This window comes from Solemya pervernicosa gill symbiont (assembly GCF_002020875.1).
Taxonomy (GTDB): Bacteria; Pseudomonadota; Gammaproteobacteria.
On sequence record NZ_MPRL01000032.1, the window covers coordinates 1 to 19,492 of the forward strand.

The following is a 19,492-nucleotide window of genomic DNA, read 5'->3' on the forward strand; positions in this document are numbered from 1 at the left end:
GGGCGCCGTAGGCATAAACGGTCGCGTTAAGTATTTGCCGCTTGCTTGGGCTTGGATGCCCAAAACAAGCTTCCGCAAAAATAGCGACTCCCCGGGGTCCTTATTTTATTTGTGGCGAATCTAGCTAGATTGGGTTGCTAATGCAAAGTCGATATTGTTACGCGGCATCGTGTTCAGCATTAGGAGATGCTTTCATGCTACCCCACTGGTCGATCAGGCTCTGCCGAATGCGATTGAGTTGCCCGTGGAAAAAGTGATCGGCGGTGGTGAGCCATCTGAAATCGGGGCGGTTGGGTTGAGACTCGACCCACTCTGCAACGGCTTCGGGTGGGGTGACTTCATCTCTTCCTCCCTGAATGACCGTCCAGGGAATCTCGACATTGGGAGTCTCCTCAAAATCGAACATCTTCACCGGCGGCGCAACCAGCAGCAGGCGCTCTGCAGCAGCATCAACATGACCGCGTAGTGCCACGTAGGCACCAAAGGAGAAACCTGCCAACCAGATGGGGGCGCCGGGATGTCGTTGTTGGAATAGTTTAACTACAGCGAGAAGGTCGTCAGTCTCTCCTATGCCATGATCGAATTGACCGTTACTCTTCTCGACGCCACAGAAGTTGAAGGTGATGCTGAGCAGACCCAGATCGTTGAAGGTCTTGGCCAAGGTATGCACCACCTTGTTTTGCAGGCTACCGCCATAGAGTGGGTGGGGGTGGCAGATCACCACGATCGGATGGCTGTCGTTATAACACTCTGGGTATGAGGTGAGGAGCTCAAGTTGACCAGAAGGTCCCGGGATTAGCAGTTCTTCACCCACACAGAGACCATCCTCCTTGTTGTCATGGAGGTGGCGTGTTTGGTGTTCGGAGAAGTCGATGTCGTCTGTCATATTCAAGTAGTGATCTCTGTTGCACCCGCATCATACTGGGCGCTCATTCGATGACAACCTGAAACTGTGAGGTTAATTTGTAAACCTGATTTCTATCGATAACGAAGCACGGAATCCTATGCTATGCTCAGTCGAGTTATCAGGGTTAATGATCTGAATTAAAACTAAAAAGGACGCAGAGCTGCGGGGGGATAAGATGAAGCTGAGACATTTCTTGATAGGTGGTTTTGCTGCACTGCTGGTTGGTCAGGCAAGTGCTGAGGACGGTAATAACTACGTTGGACTTAGCTGGATGGCCGACTATCAATATACCGCCGACAGTACCGGCACCAAGATCAGTAATGGTGGCTCAGCGGGCTATCTGGCCAAGTTGGGTCATAACTACTCCGATAATTTTGGCCTTGAGGCGCAGGTGTTGCGTACCCCCGAGGTGTCGACCGACGATGGAGACTATCAGGTCAATGCGCTGGGTGGCGTCTTTATGCGCGGCAATCTGCCGCTGATGGATGACCGTTTGCGTCTCTACGTGCTGGGTGGCGTCTCGTTGATGCACACCAGTGTTGATGACGGTACATCAAGTGAGACAGACCTGCAGGGCGGTGTCTCCTACGGTGGTGGTATCGAACTCTACGGAAATGAGACCACTGCGCTCACTGCCGAGTTTGTGCAGTATGTCGATCAGGGCAATTACGGTCTGAAATCGTGGAACATCGGTTTTGTTAACCGTTTTTAAGCTGCATTAACCACTATTGAATTGAAAAGCCGCACTCTGTGCGGCTTTTTTATGCCTGGTTATCAAGGGAAGAGGATGAGAGAGACGATTGTACTGGTTCACGGTCTACTGATGCGTGGAGCGGAGATGAGCCTGTTGCGATTGAGGCTGCATCGTTGTGGTTATCGAGTAGCACAGTTTAGTTATGCCACGTTGCGTAGCACACCGTGTGATCGTCTTGAGCAATTAAGACGTTTTGTGCAGAGACAAGAGGGAGAACGAATCCACTTTAGTCTGCCACAGTCTGGGGGGGCTGTTGGTGCGCCAGCTACTGAATGACTATCCAGATTTGCCGCCGGGGCGTGTAGTGACACTGGGTACGCCGCATCAGGGGAGCTATGTCGCAAGGCGTTTTGACAACAACCTCGTTGGACGGGTGTTACTGGGACATAGTCGGGGTGTGTTGACCGAGCAGGATCACGGTTGGTCGCTAGATCGTGAGCTGGGAGTGATCGCCGGTTCTCGGTCGGTGGGTGTTGGCCTGCTGGTGCCGGGTCTGGCAAAGCCGAACGACGGTACAGTGGCGGTTGTGGAGACGCGACTGGAGGGGATGAGTGATCATCTAGTTCTGGTCACCACACATATGGGACTGCTCGGTTCAGCTGAGGCTGCAGCGCAGTGTTGTCACTTCCTGAAAAATGGAGACTTTTTCCATGATTCAGATACGCCATAGCGGGCGCAAAATGGTACACTGGCGCGAATTTTTTACCGGATATAGAGAGTTACAGAGAGGGTTTCATGGCGGGACATAGTAAATGGGCCAATATTCAGCACCGTAAGGGCGCGCAGGATGCCAAACGCGGCAAGCTCTTCACCAAACTGATTCGAGAGATCGTGGTAGCTGCCAAGATGGGTGGTGGTGATCCCGATTCCAACCCTCGTCTGCGCGCGGCCATCGATAAAGGCCTCGCTGGCAACATGAAGAAAGACACCATCGAGAACGCAGTTAAGCGTGGTTCCGGTGATGTCGATGGCGATAACTATGATGAGATCCGCTACGAGGGCTACGGCCCATCGGGTGTAGCGGTAATGGTCGACTGCCTGACCGATAACCGTAACCGTACCGTCTCTGAGGTCCGTCACGCCTTTACCAAGGCGGGTGGTAACCTTGGCACCGACGGTTCAGTTGCCTATCTCTTTACCAAGATCGGCATGATGAGCTACCCGGCTGGTTCCGATGAGGACGCCATCATGGAGGCCGCACTGGAGGCGGGTGCTGAGGATGTGGTGACCAACGATGACGGCACCATCGAGGTGACCACCGCCTGGGAGGAGTTCACCAATGTTAAGGATGCGATGGTTGCCGCCGGTTTCGAGCCCGAGGTGGCCGATATCACCATGAACCCTTCAACCGGTGTTGATCTGGGGCTAGAGGATGCAGAGAAGGTGATGCGACTGGTTGATACGCTGGAGGATCTCGACGATGTACAGAATGTCTACTCCAACGCTGACTTCTCCGATGAGGTGATGGCGCAGCTTTAGGTTGTGTCCGTTATGACTCGTATCCTCGGTATCGATCCCGGCTCCAGAATCACCGGATTCGGTATCATCGAGACCGAGGGGATGAAGAGTCGCCATATCGCCAGTGGCCACCTGAAGATCAAGGGTGATTCACTGCCGGAGCGGCTGAAACAGATTTTCGATGGAGTGAGTGAGGTGCTGGCAGAGTTCTCCCCCGATGAGATGGCGATCGAGAAGGTCTTCATGGCCCGTAATGCCGACTCCGCTCTCAAACTCGGTCAGGCACGTGGTGCAGCGATCTGTGCCGGTGTGACCCACGACCTCACCGTTAGTGAATACAGCCCAACCCAGATCAAACAGGCGGTGGTCGGAACCGGTCGCGCCGACAAGGCACAGGTTCAACATATGGTGGCGCAGATCCTCAGTATCGCTGAGAAGCTACAGGCCGATCAGGCCGATGCCTTGGCAATCGCCCTCTGTCATGGCCACACCAGCAAGACGATGCTCAATATCCCGACGGCCCGCAGTCGTCGTGGTGGGAGATGGCGATGATTGGTCGTCTGCGCGGTGCCCTGCTGGTCAAACAACCGCCCCAGCTACTGCTCGATGTGAATGGTGTCGGTTATGAAGTTGAAGCGCCGATGTCGACCTTCTACAACCTCCCCGAACTCAACGCCACCGTTACCCTGCACACCCACCTGGTGGTGCGTGATGATGCCCATATCCTGTTCGGTTTTGGCAGCGAGAGTGAGCGTTCGATGTTCCGCGCACTGATCAAGGTTAACGGTGTCGGTGCCAAACTGGCGCTGGCAATTCTCTCCGGCATGAGCGCCGAGGAGTTTGCCCGCTGTGTGCAGGAGGATAGTGTCACGGCACTGACCCGACTGCCCGGTATCGGTAAAAAGACCGCCGAGCGGCTGATCGTTGAGATGCGTGACAAGCTGGGTGATGTCGAGGCGGCAGTCTCGCTTCCGGGTGCTGGCGCTGCGGACAAAGAGGTGGTCGAGAATCCAGTCGAGGATGCTGTTAGTGCACTGATCGCACTCGGTTACAAACCGAACGAGGCGAGCAAAATGGTACGTGCGGTTGCCAGTGAAGATGCGAGTAGCGAAGAGTTGATACGCATGGCGCTGCAGTCGGCAGTGAAGGGTTAGGGCGTGGACGAAGATCGTCTTATTACTGCAGCCGGTCAGTCGGATGAGGAGGCGCTGGAGCGTGCTATTCGCCCCAAGATGCTCGCCGACTATGTCGGACAGCCCGCCGCCTGCGAACAGCTCGATATCTTTATTAATGCGGCACGCCACCGCAACGACGCACTCGATCACACACTGATCTTCGGCCCGCCTGGGCTGGGCAAGACAACACTCTCACATATCATTGCCAACGAGATGGGTGTGAACATGCGTCACACCTCCGGCCCAGTACTGGAACGTCCTGGTGATCTCGCCGCGCTGTTGACCAACCTTGAACCGCACGATGTGCTGTTTGTCGATGAGATCCATCGCCTCAGTCCGGTGGTCGAAGAGGTGCTCTATCCGGCGATGGAGGATTACCAGCTCGATATCATGATTGGTGAAGGCCCAGCGGCACGCTCAATCAAACTCGATCTGCCACCCTTCACCCTGGTCGGTGCAACCACTCGCGCCGGACTGCTGACCTCTCCGTTGCGTGATCGTTTTGGTATCGTGCTGCGACTCGAGTTCTACAACGTAAAAGACCTGACTCATATCGTTACACGTTCGGCCGATATCCTCTCGGTCGATATTGATCAGGGGGGGGCTGGTGAAATCGCACGCCGCTCTCGTGGCACACCGCGTATCGCCAACCGTCTGCTGCGTCGGGTACGTGACTATGCACAGGTGAAGGCAAACGGCCTTATCAATGCTGAGGTCGCCTCCAGTGCGATGGAGATGCTCGGTGTCGATGGTAACGGTTTTGATCAGATGGATCGTCGTCTGCTGCAGACCATGATTGAAAAGTTCGGTGGTGGTCCGGTCGGTGTCGATAACCTGGCGGCGGCGATTGGCGAGGAGCGTGGCACCATCGAGGATGTGTTGGAACCCTTCCTGATCCAGCAGGGCTTTATGATGCGCACCCCGCGCGGTCGTGTGGCAACAGAGAACGCCTATCGCCACTTTGGTCTCAAGCTGCCGAGTCACGTTGCAGCGAGTCTTGATTCAAATCTGTTTGGTGAGTGAACGAAATGGTTGTGGTGAAGTCACAAAAAAGCAGCTGTTTGAAGAATGGGGGAGCAGCCGCGTGAGCACCTTTCACTGGCCGGTGCGGATCTATTACGAAGATACCGACAGCGGTGGCGTGGTCTACTACGCAAACTACCTCAAATTTATGGAGCGGGCGCGCACCGAGTGGCTGCGCAGTCTCGGTTTTGAACAGGATCGGCTGATTGAGGAGCAGGGGATCATCTTTGCCGTTCGCTCTGTCAATGCTGACTACCTCAAGCCAGCTCATTTTAATGATGCACTCGATGTCTCGGCTGAGATCATCGAGCAGGGTAAGGCAAGTTTTAGCTTTGAGCAGATCGTCAGTCGTGATGGCGTGGTGCTCTGTAAGGGAGAGATTAAAATCGCCTGTTTGAAGGCCGATACGATGCGCCCCTGTCCAATACCAAAAATAATGTTAATGGAGATGCAGGATGAACGTTGATCTCTCTTTTACCCACCTGATTCTGGGAGCGAGTCCACTTGTACAGGCTGTGATGCTGCTTCTACTGGTGGTCTCGATTGCATCGTGGAATATGATCTTCCGCAAATGGAGTGCGCTGAAGCAGGCACGACGCGATGCCGATGATTTTGAAGAGCGCTTCTGGTCGGGCGGTGACCTGAGCCAGCTCTACAAACAGATCTCAATGCGCCATCACGATCCCGAGGGGATGGAGCGTATCTTCGAGGCGGGTTTTAGTGAATATGCACGGCTGAGCAAGAAGCCGGGTATCGACCCTGATGCAGTAGTTGAAGGTGCGCAGCGCGCGATGCGGGTGGCTCTGACCCGTGAGGTCGATGAGGTTGAGTCAAATCTTCCCTTCCTCGCCACGGTCGGTTCGACCAGCCCCTATGTCGGTCTGTTCGGTACCGTGTGGGGCATCATGAATGCCTTCCGCGGTTTGGGTAATGTGCAGCAGGCGACGTTGGCGATGGTAGCGCCCGGTATCGCCGAGGCGCTAATCGCCACCGCGATGGGCCTATTTGCCGCGATCCCCGCCGTGCTCGCCTACAACCGCTACTCGCACGATGTTGAACGCCTTGAGGGGCAGTACGACAACTTCCTTGAGGAGTTCTCGACCATTCTGCATCGTCAGGCACACGTGCAATCAGGGACGGTTTAATCCGTGGCTGCCGTGCAGAAGGGACGTAAGCGTCGCCGCCCAATTGCCGAGATCAACGTCGTTCCCTATATCGACGTAATGTTGGTGCTGCTGGTGATCTTTATGATCACCGCACCGCTGCTGACCCAGGGCGTTACCGTTGATCTGCCGCAGGCCGATGCTGAGCCGCTGAAGGCAGAAGATCGTGAGCCGCTAGTGGTGAGTGTTGATGTTGAAGGGCGCTATTTCCTTAATGTCGGCAACAAGGTTGAGAAGCCTATAGAACCAGAAATCCTCAAGGCACAGGTAGCAAAGGTACTCAAGCTACAGCCTAAAACGCCTGTCATGGTTCGCGGTGATAATAGCGTCGATTACGGTCGTGTGGTTGAGGTGATGGCGCTGTTGCAAGAGGCGGGCGCGCCAAGTGTGGGGCTGATGGCCGATCCACGCGGACAGGATAAGTAGCGGAACGCCGATGGCATCACGAGGCGGCAATCGCTTTCTTTCCCTCTTCTACTCGCTGACGATCCACGTCGGGCTGGCGGCGATGCTGGTGATGGGAATGGACTGGTCGAGCGAAAAACCGATCGAGCAGCCCAAGGTCGATATCATCCAGGCGCAGTTTGTCGATGAGACGAAGGTGCAGGCCGAGCTAAAACGGCGTGACGATGTGATCCGAAAAAAGGCTGAGGCGGAGAAGAAGCGCAAGCTGGATGCCAAGCGCAAGGTCGAGGCAGAGAAAAAACGCAAACTCGACGCGAAACGTAAAGCAGTGGCAAAGAAAAAAGCGGATGCCAAACGTAAGGCGGACGCGAAGAAAAAGGCTGATGCCAAACGAAAGGCCGAGCTGAAGAAGAAAGCCGATGCCAAACGCAAGGTGGAAGTAGAGAAAAAACGTAAGCTTGAGGCCAAAAAGAAGGCTGAAGCGGAAGTGAAGCGCAAAGAGGCCGAGGCGGAGAAGCAGCGTAAGGCTGCGGAAGTTGAGAAGCAGAGAGTTGCTGAGCAGGAGCGCCAACGCATTGAAAAGGCGGCTCGCGAGGAGCGTGAGCGTGAAATGCGCGAGGCGCTAGAGGCGGAGCAGCGCGAAGCGGAGGCCGCCCGACAGGTAGCCGCTGCACGGGCGGCTCAGAAGGCGATTACCAGTTACAAAATTCGCATCGCACAGCGTGTGCAGAGCTACTGGTTGAAACCGGGTGGCTGGCGAGCGGGTCTGCAATGTTCGGTGCGGGTGCAGATGATCCCGGGTGGCGAGGTGGTCTCGGTGCAGATTGAACGGAGCTGTGGCAGCGCTATTTTTGATCGCTCGGTAGAGAACGCCGTGCGCAAGGCATCCCCCCTGCCGGTTCCATCCGATCCGGCGATTTTTGACCGAATGCGTGTGATAACCTTCATCTTCAAACCGGAGGAGTAAGTTTGAACAAAATCTTTATTAGAGGCCTGCTAGCCTTGATGGTCTGGCTTGGATCTACTGCCCTACAGGCTGAGGGTCTGACCATCGAAATCACCAAGGGTGCCGAAGGTGCATTACCTATCGCGGTGATTCCATTTGGTATGCAGGGTGTGAACGGTATCGATCCTTCGCAGAATGTCGGCCGTATTGTCGCGGCGGATCTCAGACGCAGTGGACTCTTTAAACCGCTAGCTGAGAAAGATCTGCTCTCTCGTCCGACCGATGGTACTGGAGTCCGCTTTGCTGATTGGCGTCTGCTGGGGGCAGACAACATTGTGGTCGGTCGCATGACCCCCAAGGGCGGCGGTAAGTTTGAGCTGCGCTTTCAGCTCTTCGATGTGACCCAGGAGAAGCAGCTGGCGGGATACAGCTTTCAGGTCTCGCGTACCAATATTCGCCGTGTCGCCCACCACATCAGTGATCTTATCTATGAGAAGCTGATCGGTCATCCGGGTGCATTCTCGACCCATATCGCCTATATCAGTCGCCTCGGCAGCAACGAGAAGCCGACCTTTGTACTACAGGTGGCCGATGCTGATGGTTTTAATCCACAGGTGGTGCTGCGCTCTTCGCAGCCGTTGATGTCACCCGCCTGGTCGCCCGATGCAACGCGTCTTGCCTATGTCACCTTTGAGAAGGGCAAGGCGTCTATCTATATGCAGAACATCCGTAGTGGCAAGCGCGATCTGATCGCATCCTATGCCGGTATTAATGGCGCACCGTCGTTCTCGCCTGATGGTAAACGGATGGCGCTGACCCTTTCAAAGGATGGCAATCCTGAGATCTATGTGGTTGAACTGGGGAGTCGTAAGCTACGTCGACTGACCAACCACAATGCGATTGACACAGAACCGGTATGGTCTCCTGACGGGCGTATGGTAGTCTTTACCTCCGACAGGGGCGGAAGACCCCAGCTCTACAAGGTGGCGGCGCGGGGTGGTAAGGCGCAGCGACTGACCTTTGAGGGCAAATATAACGCCAGAGCAAGCTTCTCCCCGGATGGGCGACGGCTTGCTTTTGTGCATCAGGTTTCAGGTGATAGTCGTTTCCGGATTGCAGTGATGGAGATGGATAGTGGTGAGATTAGAATCCTCACCGACGGCAGCCTGGACGAGTCACCGAGTATTGCGCCTAATGGCAGCATGGTGATCTATGCCGCAACGGAGCGTTATAAGGCGGTGCTCTCTGCGGTCTCCGTGGATGGGCGTGTACAGCAGCGGCTGGCACTGAGTGAGGGTGATGTTCGCGAACCTGCGTGGTCACCGAAGCCGATGCGTTAGCGGTGTGAGAAGAATCCAACAACTTAAAAGTAATTGATGAGGAAGGGGTGGCTGAATGAAGATCTTCAAGAGTGTGGTGCTGTTTGTCTCTATCCTGACACTGACTGCGTGTAGCGGTATGGGTGGCGGTGAGCAGGGTGATGTGGCTGTCGATGATCACAGCACAACGACCGGTGGTGAGGGTGCCGATGGCGCTTCAACTAGTGGCGCGATGGGTGGTGACTACTTTGATGGTCGCATGCTCAATGATCAGAGTGGTGATCCACTGAACCGCTGGGTGATCTACTTCGATTTCGATAGCAGTGCAGTGATGGAAGAGAACAACGCCATGCTGGGCGCACATGCCGCCTACCTGCTGGAGCATCCTGAACTGACCCTGACCCTCGAGGGGCATGCCGATGAGCGTGGTACCCGTGAGTACAACATCGGTCTGGGTGATCGTCGCGCACAGGGCGTTCGTGAGGTCTTGACCCTGCAGGGCGCGCCTGGCCACCAGATCAACACCGTCAGCTACGGTGAAGAACGCCCTGAGGGCTTTGGTCATAGCGAAGAGTCGTGGCGCCTGAATCGTCGCGTGGTACTGGTCTACTCCAACTAAGCGATATGTCGATATTAGATAGAAAGCCTGTTTACGCGCTGCTGCTGGCAGCGGCGTTCTCACAATCTGCGATTGCTGCTCCGGTTGAGCCGGTCACCAACAACGGTCTTGAGGTGCGTATGCAGCGCCTTGAACGTGTGTTGGAGAGTAGCGCGTTATTGAATATGCGTAGTTCGCTCCAGCAATTGCAGAGTGAAGTACAGCAGCTACGTGGTGATCTTGAGCAGCAGAATTTTGAGCTCGAGCGACTCAAGAAGCGTCAACAGGAACTCTATCTTGATATTGATCGTCGGCTTCAGGCCAGACCGACGGCAGTTGCACCAACGCTGCCGACCCCACCAGTAGCACGTCCGGGCATGCCAATGATTGGACCTTCGCTGACACAACCGGCATCACCTTCGGTTGCGCAACCGATGGCTCCAGCGTTGCCTATGACTACACCTCAGCCGGCGTTGAGCACGAATCCCTCAATGGCACTGCAGCCACAGGCGACGGTGCCGAGTCAGGGTGAGCAGATCGCCTATCAGCGCGCCTTTGGTCTACTCAAAGAGGGTAACTATCGACAGGCGATTGGTGCCTTTACCAGTCAGTTGAATGCATTTCCTCGTGGTAACTATGCCGATAACGCACGCTACTGGATGGGTGAGGCATACTACGTGATGCGTGACTTTACCCCTGCATTAGCGGAGTTCAGCAAGGTGCAGAGTGAGTTCCCATCCAGCGCCAAGGTGGCCGATGCAACACTGAAGATCGGTTATATCCGCTACGAGCTGAAGGAGTACGACGAAGCTCGACGTGTGCTTGATTCGGTCAAGAGTCGCTACCCTGGTAGTCGTTCCGCACGCTTGGCTGACAAACGTCTGCAGCAGATGCTCCGTGAAGGGCGCTGAGTTGTCGCGCCTGTAGCAGTTGGTTGGTCGACTATGAGTAGCAATGAGCGCGCGCAACAGCTGCGCATCAGTGAGATATTCTACTCACTTCAGGGTGAATCTCGATCGGTTGGATGGCCAACCGTTTTTATCCGTCTGACGGGGTGTCCACTCCGCTGTAACTACTGTGATACTGAGTACGCCTTTACTGGCGGTGAGTCGATCGCCATTGAATCGATCCTTGAGCAGGTGGCCCAATTCGGTGCACATCATGTCTGTGTGACGGGTGGTGAGCCACTGGCGCAGAAGGGGTGTCTTAAACTTCTTACTGAGCTCTGTGACCTTGGTTATGAGACCTCACTTGAGACCAGTGGTGCACTCGATATCTCCACTGTCGATGAGCGAGTGGTACGAGTGGTCGATGTTAAAACACCCGATTCAGGCGAGTCATCACGCAATCTGCTTGAAAATCTGCAATACCTTACGGCGCGTGATCAGCTCAAGTTCGTCATCTGTAGTCGTGAAGATTATGAGTGGTCACGGTCGATTATTGCGGAACATAAACTCTCGGAACGTTGCGAGATTCTGTTTTCACCCATACATGAAGCACAGGATCCGACCGAACTGGCGGAGTGGATTTTGGAAGATCGGTTGCATGTCAGGTTTCAGCTGCAGTTGCATAAACTGTTGTGGCGAGAGACGCAGGGGCGTTGAGATGGGGGTCGTAGATGACTAGGCGGGCGATTGTGCTGGTTTCAGGCGGTCTCGATTCGGTTACGGTGCTGGCGATTGCTCGAGAGCTTGGCTATGAGTGTTATGCACTCAGCTTCGATTATGGTCAACGCCATGAGGTGGAGCTGGAGTCGGCGCGACGAGTAGCCACTCTTTTTGGCGCGGTGGAGCACCGAGTAATACGTATCGATATGGGTGCTATTGGTGGTTCAGCGCTCACCGATAGCTCAATTGATGTGCCTGAATCACCCACAGAGGGCATACCCGTTACCTATGTACCGGCAAGAAATACCGTTTTTCTCTCCTTTGCGCTCGGTTGGGCCGAGGTGGTCGGGGCGCACGATATCTTTATCGGCGTGAATGCCGTCGACTACTCGGGTTATCCAGACTGTCGGCCAGAATTTATCAAAGCTTTTGAAAGACTTGCGGTTCTTGCAACCAAGGCTGGGGTGGAGGGGGAGCAGTTTCGAGTGCAGGCACCACTGATCGACCTCTCAAAGGCTGATATTATCCGCGAGGGTATAAGGCTCGGTGTGGATTATAGCCAAACCGTCTCCTGCTACTCGGCTGATAGTAGCGGGCGCGCCTGTGGTAAATGTGATTCCTGTCGACTGCGGGCGGTTGGCTTTGCCGAGGCCGGAATCGAGGATCCGACTCACTATCGGGGATAACCCGGATGGAACAGTCGGGTACTATCCGTTAGTCTTGTTCGGCTAGTGACCCCGATCAAGGTGTCGAAAGTTTGTAGATGTTAGGAAAATCGATACGGAGGATGTGCCGGTATGGTGTTTGATTCTTTTAATAGTGGTCTGTCGATCATGCTCTGGCTGACCTTTGCCATCGCTGTCGTGATGGGGGCTGTGGTCAATAAGACCAATTTTTGCACCATGGGTGCGGTTTCCGATATGGTCAATATGGGTGACTGGGGCAGAATGCGCGCCTGGATCCTCGCGATTGCGGTCGCATTGATCGGTATGACTGTGCTGGAATCGCAGGGTATGGTTCGCCCCGACGAGGCTTTTCCTCCTTACCGCAACGGCTCTCTTGCCTGGATTGAGCATCTATTGGGTGGACTGACCTTCGGTGTCGGTATGACGCTCGCTTCGGGATGCGGTAACAAAACACTGATTCGTATCGGCGGTGGTAACCTGAAATCGATAGTCGTTCTGGCGGTGATTGGCGTGATCGCCTATTACATGACCAACCCTTTCCCAGGCAGTGACAACACCCTCTACTCTCTCTTCTTCTATGAATGGACCAACCCGATGGCGGTAAATCTGGGTGCTGGTCAGGACCTCGGCTCACTGGTAGCCGGTGAGAACTCAGCATCTGCACGACTCTGGCTTGGTCTGGGCGTTGCCGCGCTGTTGCTCTTCTTCGTCTTTAAATCATCAGAGTTTCGAGGCGGCTTCGACAATATTCTGGGTGGTGTAGTTGTCGGTATGGCAGTGCTGGCCGGCTGGTATGTCAGTAGCATGGTTCAGCTCGATCTTGATGGATCGGCCTATAACCTGAGTAGTTACTATGCAGAGTGGGATTTCCTGGCGGAATCGGATGAAGGAAAACCAGCAGCTGCAGCTCCACTCAGTCCGCAATCATTTACCTTTATTAATCCGATGGGGCAAAGCTTCGGTCTGGTGAAAGGCGCGTTTAGCGCTTCACTGCTGACCTTTGGTGTGATGGCATTGTTTGGCGTTATCGTTGGCTCCTTTGTCTGGTCACTGGTTAGCAAGAGCCTACGTGTCGAGTGGTTTGTTGGTGTGGGCGATTTCGTTACTCACCTGATCGGTGCGGTGTTGATGGGCTTCGGTGGTGTGCTAGCGATGGGGTGTACCATCGGACAGGGAATCACAGGTGTTTCAACGCTCGCTATTGGCTCGATGATGACGCTTGTCGCGATTATCTATGGCAGCGCGATTACGATGAAGGTACAGCTCTATAAGATGGTCTATGACGACAGTAGCTTCTTCTCAGCTCTCGTCACAGCAATGGCTGATCTACGTCTGCTCCCGAATGGGCTGCGCAAGCACGAGGCGGTATAAATCACGTCTGAATAACGCTTGCGTTTTTCTCAAAGTGAGGTAGCATGTGCGCCTCATTTCGGGCCGTTAGCTCAGTTGGTAGAGCATCGGACTTTTAATCCGCTGGTCCCGCGTTCGAGTCGCGGACGGCCCACCAGTTTATCTAAAGGTAATGGAGAATGGATGCTCCTAATCACCTCGTTTCATAAAATTTCCCGCTGAAAAGCACTCTCTTGTCATAACTCCTTAGCAGAAACACATTCACTACCTATGAGATGCGCTTAAGCAAATTCTACAGGTGATGATTGTTGTCAAACTGATTTCGATCGCTGACCGCCATGGATAGCGAAGCGAAGGCGGTTAGTCCGCGATAGTCGACGCCGTCTGCCTATTCGTAGTTGAGAGCGCGAGCGAACGACGAAAATAGCGACTCCCCGGAGGTGTAACTATTAATCCAGCGGGTCATCTTCGTGTAGTGGGCTCAGGCTGAGACCCGCGTGTGCGGACTCGCCATCAGAACCATCTTCACGACCCTCACTAAGGTTTATGCGGAGTCTGAGATTGTTGGGCGAGTCAGCGTTGCGAAGCGCCTCTTCGAGGCTGATGGTTCCAGCCTTGTAGTGTTTGAATAGTGCGGAGTCGAAGGTTTGCATGCCAAGGTTTTCAGACTTCTCCATCACCTCTTTGATGCCATGCACATCACCCTTCTTGATCAGATCGCAGACCAGCGGTGTTCCAATCAATATCTCAATAGCTGCACAACGTTTGCCTTCTATTGTTGGAATCAAACGTTGCGAGATAAACGCCTTAAGGTTGAGCGAGAGATCGAGCAGTAGCTGGTTCTTGCGCTCCTCTGGGAAGAAGTTAATGATTCGATCAAGGGCTTGGTTGGCGTTATTGGCATGGAGAGTAGAGAGGCAGAGGTGACCGGTCTCGGCAAATGCGATGGCGTGTTCCATCGTCTCCTGATGGCGAATCTCACCGATTAGTATGACGTCGGGTGCCTGTCGCAGTGTATTGGCAAGAGCGTCTTCATAGCTGTCTGTATCAACGCCGACCTCGCGCTGATTAATCAGTGACTTCTTATGGCTATGAACAAACTCAATTGGATCCTCAATGGTAATGATATGGCCTGCTGAGTTTTCGTTGCGGTGATTAATCAGTGCGGCGAGTGATGTGGATTTTCCGGAGCCTGTTGCACCGACAAACAGTACCAGGCCGCGTTTCTCCATGATGATCGTTTTAAGCGATTCAGGTAGCCCAAGCGATTCAGTCTTGGGGATGTCAACTTTGATGTTACGAATGACCATCGCGGGTGAGTTGCGTTGCATAAAGATATTGACGCGAAATCGGCCAACCCCTGATTCGGAGATTGCCAGGTTCATCTCGGGTTTGTGGTGAAACTCCTGTTGCTGCTCTTCATCCATCAATGAGTTGGCGATCTCCCAGAGCCGATCAGGAGTCATGGTGACGTTGTCGATAGCCTGGAGGCGTCCTTCAAACTTGGCCGCAGGTGGTGCACCGGTGGTGAGGTAGAGGTCGGAACCATCTTTGTGTACGAGTAGTTTTAGATAGTCTACAAATTCCATCGTTGCGGCTCTCTTGTTGTGTTTTTCTACGGGGATCAGGTTGTCGGCCTAGTATGGCATTGATGGTATGAAATGGTAGGTTGCCGCGCAATAGACTAGATAGTGAATTGAATCAAATGGCAGCGTATATAAAAGGACGACCATAGTCTGGGTGGTTGCGCACCTATCGAGGTGACGGCGGGTCTACTTTGGCCGTTTTTTTTCACTCTTTTTCATTTCGGCAAGACTCTCTTTAAATATGATGAGCTTTGATTCGATGCGTGAGAGGAGGTAGTGGTCATTCACGGCGAGCTTCTTCGCCTGTTTTAGCTGTTCAATGGCGCTAATAAGATGTTCATTCAAATAGAGGTACTGCGCCAGCGCTACATGCGCCTCCGCCACTTTGCCCGTCTTTCCCAGGGCCTCAGCGTAGAGTTGGTGGAGCTGCGGCTTGTCATTCTGATGGTTGATCTGATTCTTGAGTAGCGGTACCGCAGTCATACTATTTCCAGTGGTAATCAGGGCGCGACTGTAATCGATAACGAGTGGATAGCTGCCGGGATAGAGTGATTCTGCATCGGAGAGGATGGCAAGTGATCTATCGTAATTGTTTTGCTCCATCTCGGCATTGGCGAGTGCCAGCAGATACTCGAGTCGATCTGGGTCGCTGTTAAGTAATTCTTCGATGATTTGAACAGCCTTCTTTGGTTTCTGGTCTCTTATCAGAGCGATGGCTTGACCATAGGTGAAGGCATCGCGATTCTGGTGCTGTCCCGAGCGAAGTTGGCTTTCGAAATACCGTGTTGCTTTATGTGGGTCGCTCTCGTTAATGGCTTTAAGTCGGGCTCTAATCAATGAGAAAGAGAGACGGTCCGTATATTTGTTTTGTGGATAACGATCAGCGCGGTTTTTAGATTCAGCAATACGAGACTCTGAAATGGGATGTGTCCTTAGATACTCAGGCAGTGCGACACCGTAGTATCGTGCTTCGTGTTGCAGGTGTTTGAAAAAGCTCTCCATCCCATGCGGATCAAATCCTGCGTTAGCCAGTGTTTCCATCCCAATTGCGTCGGCTTCTGATTCGTTGGAACGGGTGAAGTTGATCTGTTGCTGAATGCTACCAGCTGATGCAACAGCAACAGCAGCTTCTCCGAGCTCAGCGCTTTGACTACCGAGCAGTACCGCTGTAAGCAGTGCGATGGCCATTGGTAGTTTCATCTGTCCGGCATTTTCAAACGCGCGAGCCATGTGGCGCTGAGTGACGTGTGCGATCTCATGTGCCATTACTGCGGCGAGCTCGCTCTCATTGGATGATGTTTCGATCAAGCCAGTGTGTATTCCAATATAACCACCGGGTGCCGCAAAGGCGTTGATGGAGGCGTCGTCAACAACAAAAAAAGTAAACGGTTCGCTGGGACGGCTGCTACTGGTTGCTAAGCGAAAGCCAAGTGATGATACGTAGCTATTAATAAGTGGGTCTTCAGCTATCCGCTTTTCCTGGCGGAGTTGTCGGAGGAGGGCTTTACCTAGTTTGTCAGCTTGAGTTGGTGACAGTGTCGATTCAGATGGGTCACCCATATTGGGGAGATTGAGTTCAGTGGCATTTGCCAATTGTGAAAAGGTGGTGAGTAGAAGAATTAGTGAGGCTAGGGCGATTGTGATTGATTTCATTCGGAGTGAGGCCTAGTCGGGTACTGAGGATAGGATAACAGACACAATTGAGACCTGAGAGTTCACTTGTAATGCGATTCCATTGGTTGAGCTTTTATACAGGGTTGAGAGTAGGAATCTGCCACTAAGTAGTCGCTCTCTAGTGCTTCCTTTTACCCCTCTGTTGTGGCATGGTTTTGCGACTGGATAGAGATACACCTGTCCTGCTATGGATAGCTGAAACCCCGCCTGCTTAGGGCCGCCCACGAACGATTCTATACCCAGGATATTTGGAATGGGTCAAGTTGCGTTTGGCTGGCATATATGTCATAAGTACGCGGATTGACTGTTCACCGTAAACCACAACCTAGTTGTGAATCTGTATTTTTAGGAGATAAAGAGATGGCAAATTTCGATCAAGAGTTGGATGCATCAGGTCTGAACTGCCCACTGCCTATTCTGCGTGCCAAGAAAGCACTCGGCGGTATGGGTGCTGGTCAGGTGCTGCGTATCATTGCAACCGACCCGGGTTCAGTTAAGGATTTTGACGCATTCGCTAAGCAGACTGGTAATGAGCTGATGGAGTCTGGCGAGGAAGGCGGCAAGTTCGTGTTTTTGATCAAAAAATCATAATTGCTGCTCTGGAACGACGGCTCTATAACAACGATATACCTTCAGGGGGCATCAAAATATGTCAAAAAAACTCGCCATTATCGCTACTAAGGGAACCCTTGACTGGGCTTACCCTCCTTTTATCCTCGGTTCAACTGCTGCAGCACTCGGTTATGATGTAGAAATTTTCTTCACCTTCTACGGTCTTCGTCTGCTGGAGAAGAATGTAAATCTCAAGGTATCGCCGCTGGGTAATCCTGGTATGCCAATGCCGATGGGAATGGATAAATGGTTCCCTGTGCTGGGTACCGCTATTCCCGGTATGGAAGCGATCATGACCATGATGATGAAGCAGAAGATGAAGGCGAAGGGTGTTGCCAGCATCGAAGAGCTGCGAGAACTCTCTGTTGAGTCTGAGATTAAGTTTGTTGCCTGTCAGATGACCGTTGATCTGTTTGATTTCGATACCAATGACCTAATTGATGGCGTTGAGTATGCCGGTGCGGCTGCATTCTTTGAGTTTGCAGGTGAAGCTGACATCTCTATGTATATCTAAGTTGTAGAGTTCCTCGCTTCCCTTGCAGGGATTCGTGGAAGCCGAAAAACCGCGCCCAGTTAATCTGGCGCGGTTTTTTTATGCCTAATATCCCTTGATAAATGCATGGTTGGTTTCTGATAAAAATGAGACGGTCATGCGCCACTGTGGTGAATTTGATACTTCCTCGCTATTTGCTTGTGTATAGGGGAAAACAGAAAGAAAAGTATTGACTTTCATTTTCTAACTTGCCATTCTGTTGCGCAGCGAATAGAAATGTTGCTAATTAACAACTACTAACTCAAAGAAATTCCTGCCCGGAGGATCCATATAATGAAGCTCAGCATCAAACGCGCGCTAGTCTCAACCGCGATTACCGCTGCATTTGCAGCGCCAATGGCTGCAAATGCCACCAATGGTATGAACCTTGAGGGCTACGGCCCAATCGCAACCGGTATGGGTGGTGCCTCAATGGCCTACGATAACGGTACTGCTGCGGTTATGAATAACCCTGCAACCCTCGGCCTGATGGAAGATGGCGACGGTCGTTTTGATGCCGCTCTCGGTATGCTCGGTCCAGACGTGACTGCAACTGGTGCATCTGCAGCTGACTCAGATGGGACTATGTACTGGATGCCTGCGCTTGGCTATGCCGTTCGTGAAGGTAACCTGACCTACGGTATTGGTGTCTTTTCACAGGGTGGTATGGGTACCGACTACGATACTGATACCTGGCCTGCGATGGGTGAGGCTCAAGAAGTACGTTCCGAGGTCGGTGTTGGCCGTCTGATTCTGCCTGTTGCCTTCAATGTTAACGATCAGCTGACTCTCGCTGGTAGTGCAGACTTGGTCTGGGCTGGTATGGATCTGAGAATGTCTATGCCGTGTAGCTCGCTGGGTGGTATGGTCACCGGCGCAACTGATGCTTTTACTGCTTTTGCTTGTGATGCTCCTAATGGTTTCCCCGGTGGCGGCACTGATATCGCTCAGCTCGACTTCTCAGACGACAGTCGTTTTACCGGTGCAGCTAAGGGCTACGGTTTAGCTGGTAAGCTCGGTATTCACTATCAGGCCAACGATGTGCTTGCGGTTGGTGCAACCTTCCACAGCCGTACCTATATGAGCGATCTTGATGCTGGTGTTAACTTCTGGGGTAACGGCGGCATTCTCATGACCGGTGATATTACGGTTAAGAACTTCCAGTGGCCTTCTACCTTTGCTCTTGGTGTTTCTGTTACCCCAAGTGATAAGGTACAGCTGGCAATGGATGTAAAGCGTATCCGCTGGTCTGAAACTATGAAGAACTTCGAAATGACCTTCTCAAATGCTGGTGGTTCAATGGATTTTGCTATGCCAATGAATTGGGAAGATCAGACCGTTGTTTCTCTTGGTGGTTCGTTTGCAGTTAGTGATGCAGTTACCCTGCGCGCTGGTTATAACAAGGGAACCAACCCTGTTCCAAACAGCACTCTTAACTACCTCTTCCCTGCAACCCCTGAGAATCACGTGACTCTGGGTCTTGGTTATGTGCTTGAGGACGACTCTGAGATCAACGTTTCATATGCTCGTGCACTGATGCAGACCGATACTTCTGGTAGTGGTGTCAAAATTGATCACGCTCAGAACAACTTCCAGTTCATGTACTCTGCGAAGTTCTAAGAGCTAGCTACAAGCTGTAATAAAGACGGGAGCTTCGGCTCCCGTTTTTTTTGCTTGCATGCCTAGAGTGTTTCTGA

General features: G+C 53.0%; 23 protein-coding genes and 1 tRNA gene. 21 read left to right on the forward strand and 3 right to left on the reverse strand.

The annotated features are described in order from the left end of the window. Window positions 1–157: 157 nt before the first annotated feature. Window positions 158–886: an alpha/beta hydrolase gene (locus BOW52_RS08785; RefSeq protein WP_135622208.1), complete on the reverse strand. Its 729-nt coding sequence runs from the start codon at window positions 884–886 to the stop codon at window positions 158–160. Between the two features lie 196 nt (window positions 887–1,082). Between BOW52_RS08785 and BOW52_RS08790 the strand changes: the two genes are divergently transcribed. The 18 genes from BOW52_RS08790 (at window position 1,083) to BOW52_RS08875 (ending at window position 13,548) form a co-directional block, all read left to right on the forward strand. After that, a complete protein-coding gene (locus BOW52_RS08790; RefSeq protein WP_078483710.1) occupies window positions 1,083–1,619 on the forward strand; it encodes an outer membrane beta-barrel protein in 537 nt (178 codons plus the stop codon). Between the two features lie 75 nt (window positions 1,620–1,694). Further along, complete coding sequence (locus tag BOW52_RS08795; RefSeq protein WP_135622201.1) at window positions 1,695–1,937, forward strand: esterase/lipase family protein; 243 nt, start codon at window positions 1,695–1,697, stop codon at window positions 1,935–1,937. Then, window positions 1,918–2,331 (forward strand): hypothetical protein, encoded by a 414-nt coding sequence (locus BOW52_RS08800; protein WP_135622203.1) that lies wholly within the window; start codon window positions 1,918–1,920, stop codon window positions 2,329–2,331. The genes BOW52_RS08795 and BOW52_RS08800 overlap by 20 nt, the downstream gene beginning before the upstream one ends. A 65-nt stretch (window positions 2,332–2,396) precedes the next feature. Then, a complete protein-coding gene (locus BOW52_RS08805) occupies window positions 2,397–3,140 on the forward strand; it encodes a YebC/PmpR family DNA-binding transcriptional regulator (RefSeq protein WP_078483712.1) in 744 nt (247 codons plus the stop codon). 12 nt (window positions 3,141–3,152) lie between these two features. Next, a complete protein-coding gene (gene ruvC, locus BOW52_RS08810; protein WP_078483713.1) occupies window positions 3,153–3,671 on the forward strand; it encodes a crossover junction endodeoxyribonuclease RuvC in 519 nt (172 codons plus the stop codon). Beyond that, window positions 3,668–4,273, forward strand: coding sequence for a Holliday junction branch migration protein RuvA (gene ruvA, locus BOW52_RS08815; RefSeq protein WP_078483714.1), 606 nt, complete (start codon window positions 3,668–3,670; stop codon window positions 4,271–4,273). The genes ruvC and ruvA overlap by 4 nt, the downstream gene beginning before the upstream one ends. A 3-nt stretch (window positions 4,274–4,276) precedes the next feature. Then, window positions 4,277–5,317, forward strand: a complete 1,041-nt coding sequence (ruvB, locus tag BOW52_RS08820) for a Holliday junction branch migration DNA helicase RuvB (RefSeq protein ID WP_078483715.1) — start codon at window positions 4,277–4,279, stop codon at window positions 5,315–5,317. Window positions 5,318–5,378: 61 nt separating this feature from the next. Further along, window positions 5,379–5,783: a tol-pal system-associated acyl-CoA thioesterase gene (gene ybgC, locus BOW52_RS08825; RefSeq protein WP_078483744.1), complete on the forward strand. Its 405-nt coding sequence runs from the start codon at window positions 5,379–5,381 to the stop codon at window positions 5,781–5,783. Next, on the forward strand, window positions 5,773–6,462 hold the full coding sequence (tolQ, locus tag BOW52_RS08830; protein WP_078483716.1) for a protein TolQ: 690 nt from the start codon (window positions 5,773–5,775) through the stop codon (window positions 6,460–6,462). The genes ybgC and tolQ overlap by 11 nt, the downstream gene beginning before the upstream one ends. Window positions 6,463–6,474: 12 nt before the next feature. Further along, a complete protein-coding gene (gene tolR / locus BOW52_RS08835) occupies window positions 6,475–6,906 on the forward strand; it encodes a protein TolR (RefSeq protein ID WP_078483745.1) in 432 nt (143 codons plus the stop codon). 10 nt (window positions 6,907–6,916) lie between these two features. Continuing rightward, a complete protein-coding gene (gene tolA / locus BOW52_RS08840; RefSeq protein ID WP_078483717.1) occupies window positions 6,917–7,852 on the forward strand; it encodes a cell envelope integrity protein TolA in 936 nt (311 codons plus the stop codon). Between the two features lie 2 nt (window positions 7,853–7,854). Then, window positions 7,855–9,171, forward strand: coding sequence for a Tol-Pal system beta propeller repeat protein TolB (tolB, locus tag BOW52_RS08845; protein ID WP_078483718.1), 1,317 nt, complete (start codon window positions 7,855–7,857; stop codon window positions 9,169–9,171). 55 nt (window positions 9,172–9,226) lie between these two features. Continuing rightward, window positions 9,227–9,769, forward strand: a complete 543-nt coding sequence (pal, locus tag BOW52_RS08850; RefSeq protein ID WP_078483719.1) for a peptidoglycan-associated lipoprotein Pal — start codon at window positions 9,227–9,229, stop codon at window positions 9,767–9,769. 5 nt (window positions 9,770–9,774) lie between these two features. Beyond that, window positions 9,775–10,659 carry a tol-pal system protein YbgF gene (gene ybgF / locus BOW52_RS08855; protein WP_078483720.1) on the forward strand — a complete coding sequence of 295 codons (885 nt, stop codon included), beginning with the start codon at window positions 9,775–9,777 and terminating at the stop codon, window positions 10,657–10,659. A gap of 33 nt (window positions 10,660–10,692) precedes the next feature. After that, window positions 10,693–11,352, forward strand: a complete 660-nt coding sequence (gene queE, locus BOW52_RS08860) for a 7-carboxy-7-deazaguanine synthase QueE (RefSeq protein WP_078483721.1) — start codon at window positions 10,693–10,695, stop codon at window positions 11,350–11,352. Between the two features lie 14 nt (window positions 11,353–11,366). After that, on the forward strand, window positions 11,367–12,041 hold the full coding sequence (gene queC, locus BOW52_RS08865; RefSeq protein WP_078483722.1) for a 7-cyano-7-deazaguanine synthase QueC: 675 nt from the start codon (window positions 11,367–11,369) through the stop codon (window positions 12,039–12,041). A gap of 111 nt (window positions 12,042–12,152) precedes the next feature. Next, entirely contained in the window at window positions 12,153–13,412 is a 1,260-nt protein-coding gene (locus BOW52_RS08870) for a YeeE/YedE family protein (RefSeq protein ID WP_078483723.1), read from the forward strand. A 60-nt stretch (window positions 13,413–13,472) separates the two neighbouring features. Then, window positions 13,473–13,548: transfer RNA gene (locus tag BOW52_RS08875), tRNA-Lys, on the forward strand. A gap of 292 nt (window positions 13,549–13,840) precedes the next feature. On the opposite strand, the gene BOW52_RS08880 is transcribed toward BOW52_RS08875, so the two are convergent. Beyond that, window positions 13,841–14,980: a PilT/PilU family type 4a pilus ATPase gene (locus tag BOW52_RS08880; protein ID WP_078483724.1), complete on the reverse strand. Its 1,140-nt coding sequence runs from the start codon at window positions 14,978–14,980 to the stop codon at window positions 13,841–13,843. Window positions 14,981–15,163: 183 nt separating this feature from the next. Then, on the reverse strand, window positions 15,164–16,630 hold the full coding sequence (locus BOW52_RS08885) for a beta-barrel assembly-enhancing protease (RefSeq protein ID WP_078483725.1): 1,467 nt from the start codon (window positions 16,628–16,630) through the stop codon (window positions 15,164–15,166). A gap of 381 nt (window positions 16,631–17,011) precedes the next feature. Between BOW52_RS08885 and BOW52_RS08890 the strand changes: the two genes are divergently transcribed. The 3 genes from BOW52_RS08890 to BOW52_RS08900 all read left to right on the forward strand — a co-directional run bounded on the left by BOW52_RS08890 (window position 17,012) and on the right by BOW52_RS08900 (window position 19,415). Then, window positions 17,012–17,242 carry a sulfurtransferase TusA family protein gene (locus tag BOW52_RS08890; protein ID WP_078483726.1) on the forward strand — a complete coding sequence of 77 codons (231 nt, stop codon included), beginning with the start codon at window positions 17,012–17,014 and terminating at the stop codon, window positions 17,240–17,242. A 58-nt stretch (window positions 17,243–17,300) separates the two neighbouring features. Next, window positions 17,301–17,777: a sulfur carrier protein DsrE2 gene (gene dsrE2 / locus BOW52_RS08895; protein ID WP_078483727.1), complete on the forward strand. Its 477-nt coding sequence runs from the start codon at window positions 17,301–17,303 to the stop codon at window positions 17,775–17,777. A gap of 312 nt (window positions 17,778–18,089) precedes the next feature. Further along, window positions 18,090–19,415, forward strand: coding sequence for an OmpP1/FadL family transporter (locus BOW52_RS08900; protein ID WP_078483728.1), 1,326 nt, complete (start codon window positions 18,090–18,092; stop codon window positions 19,413–19,415). Window positions 19,416–19,492: the final 77 nt, after the last annotated feature.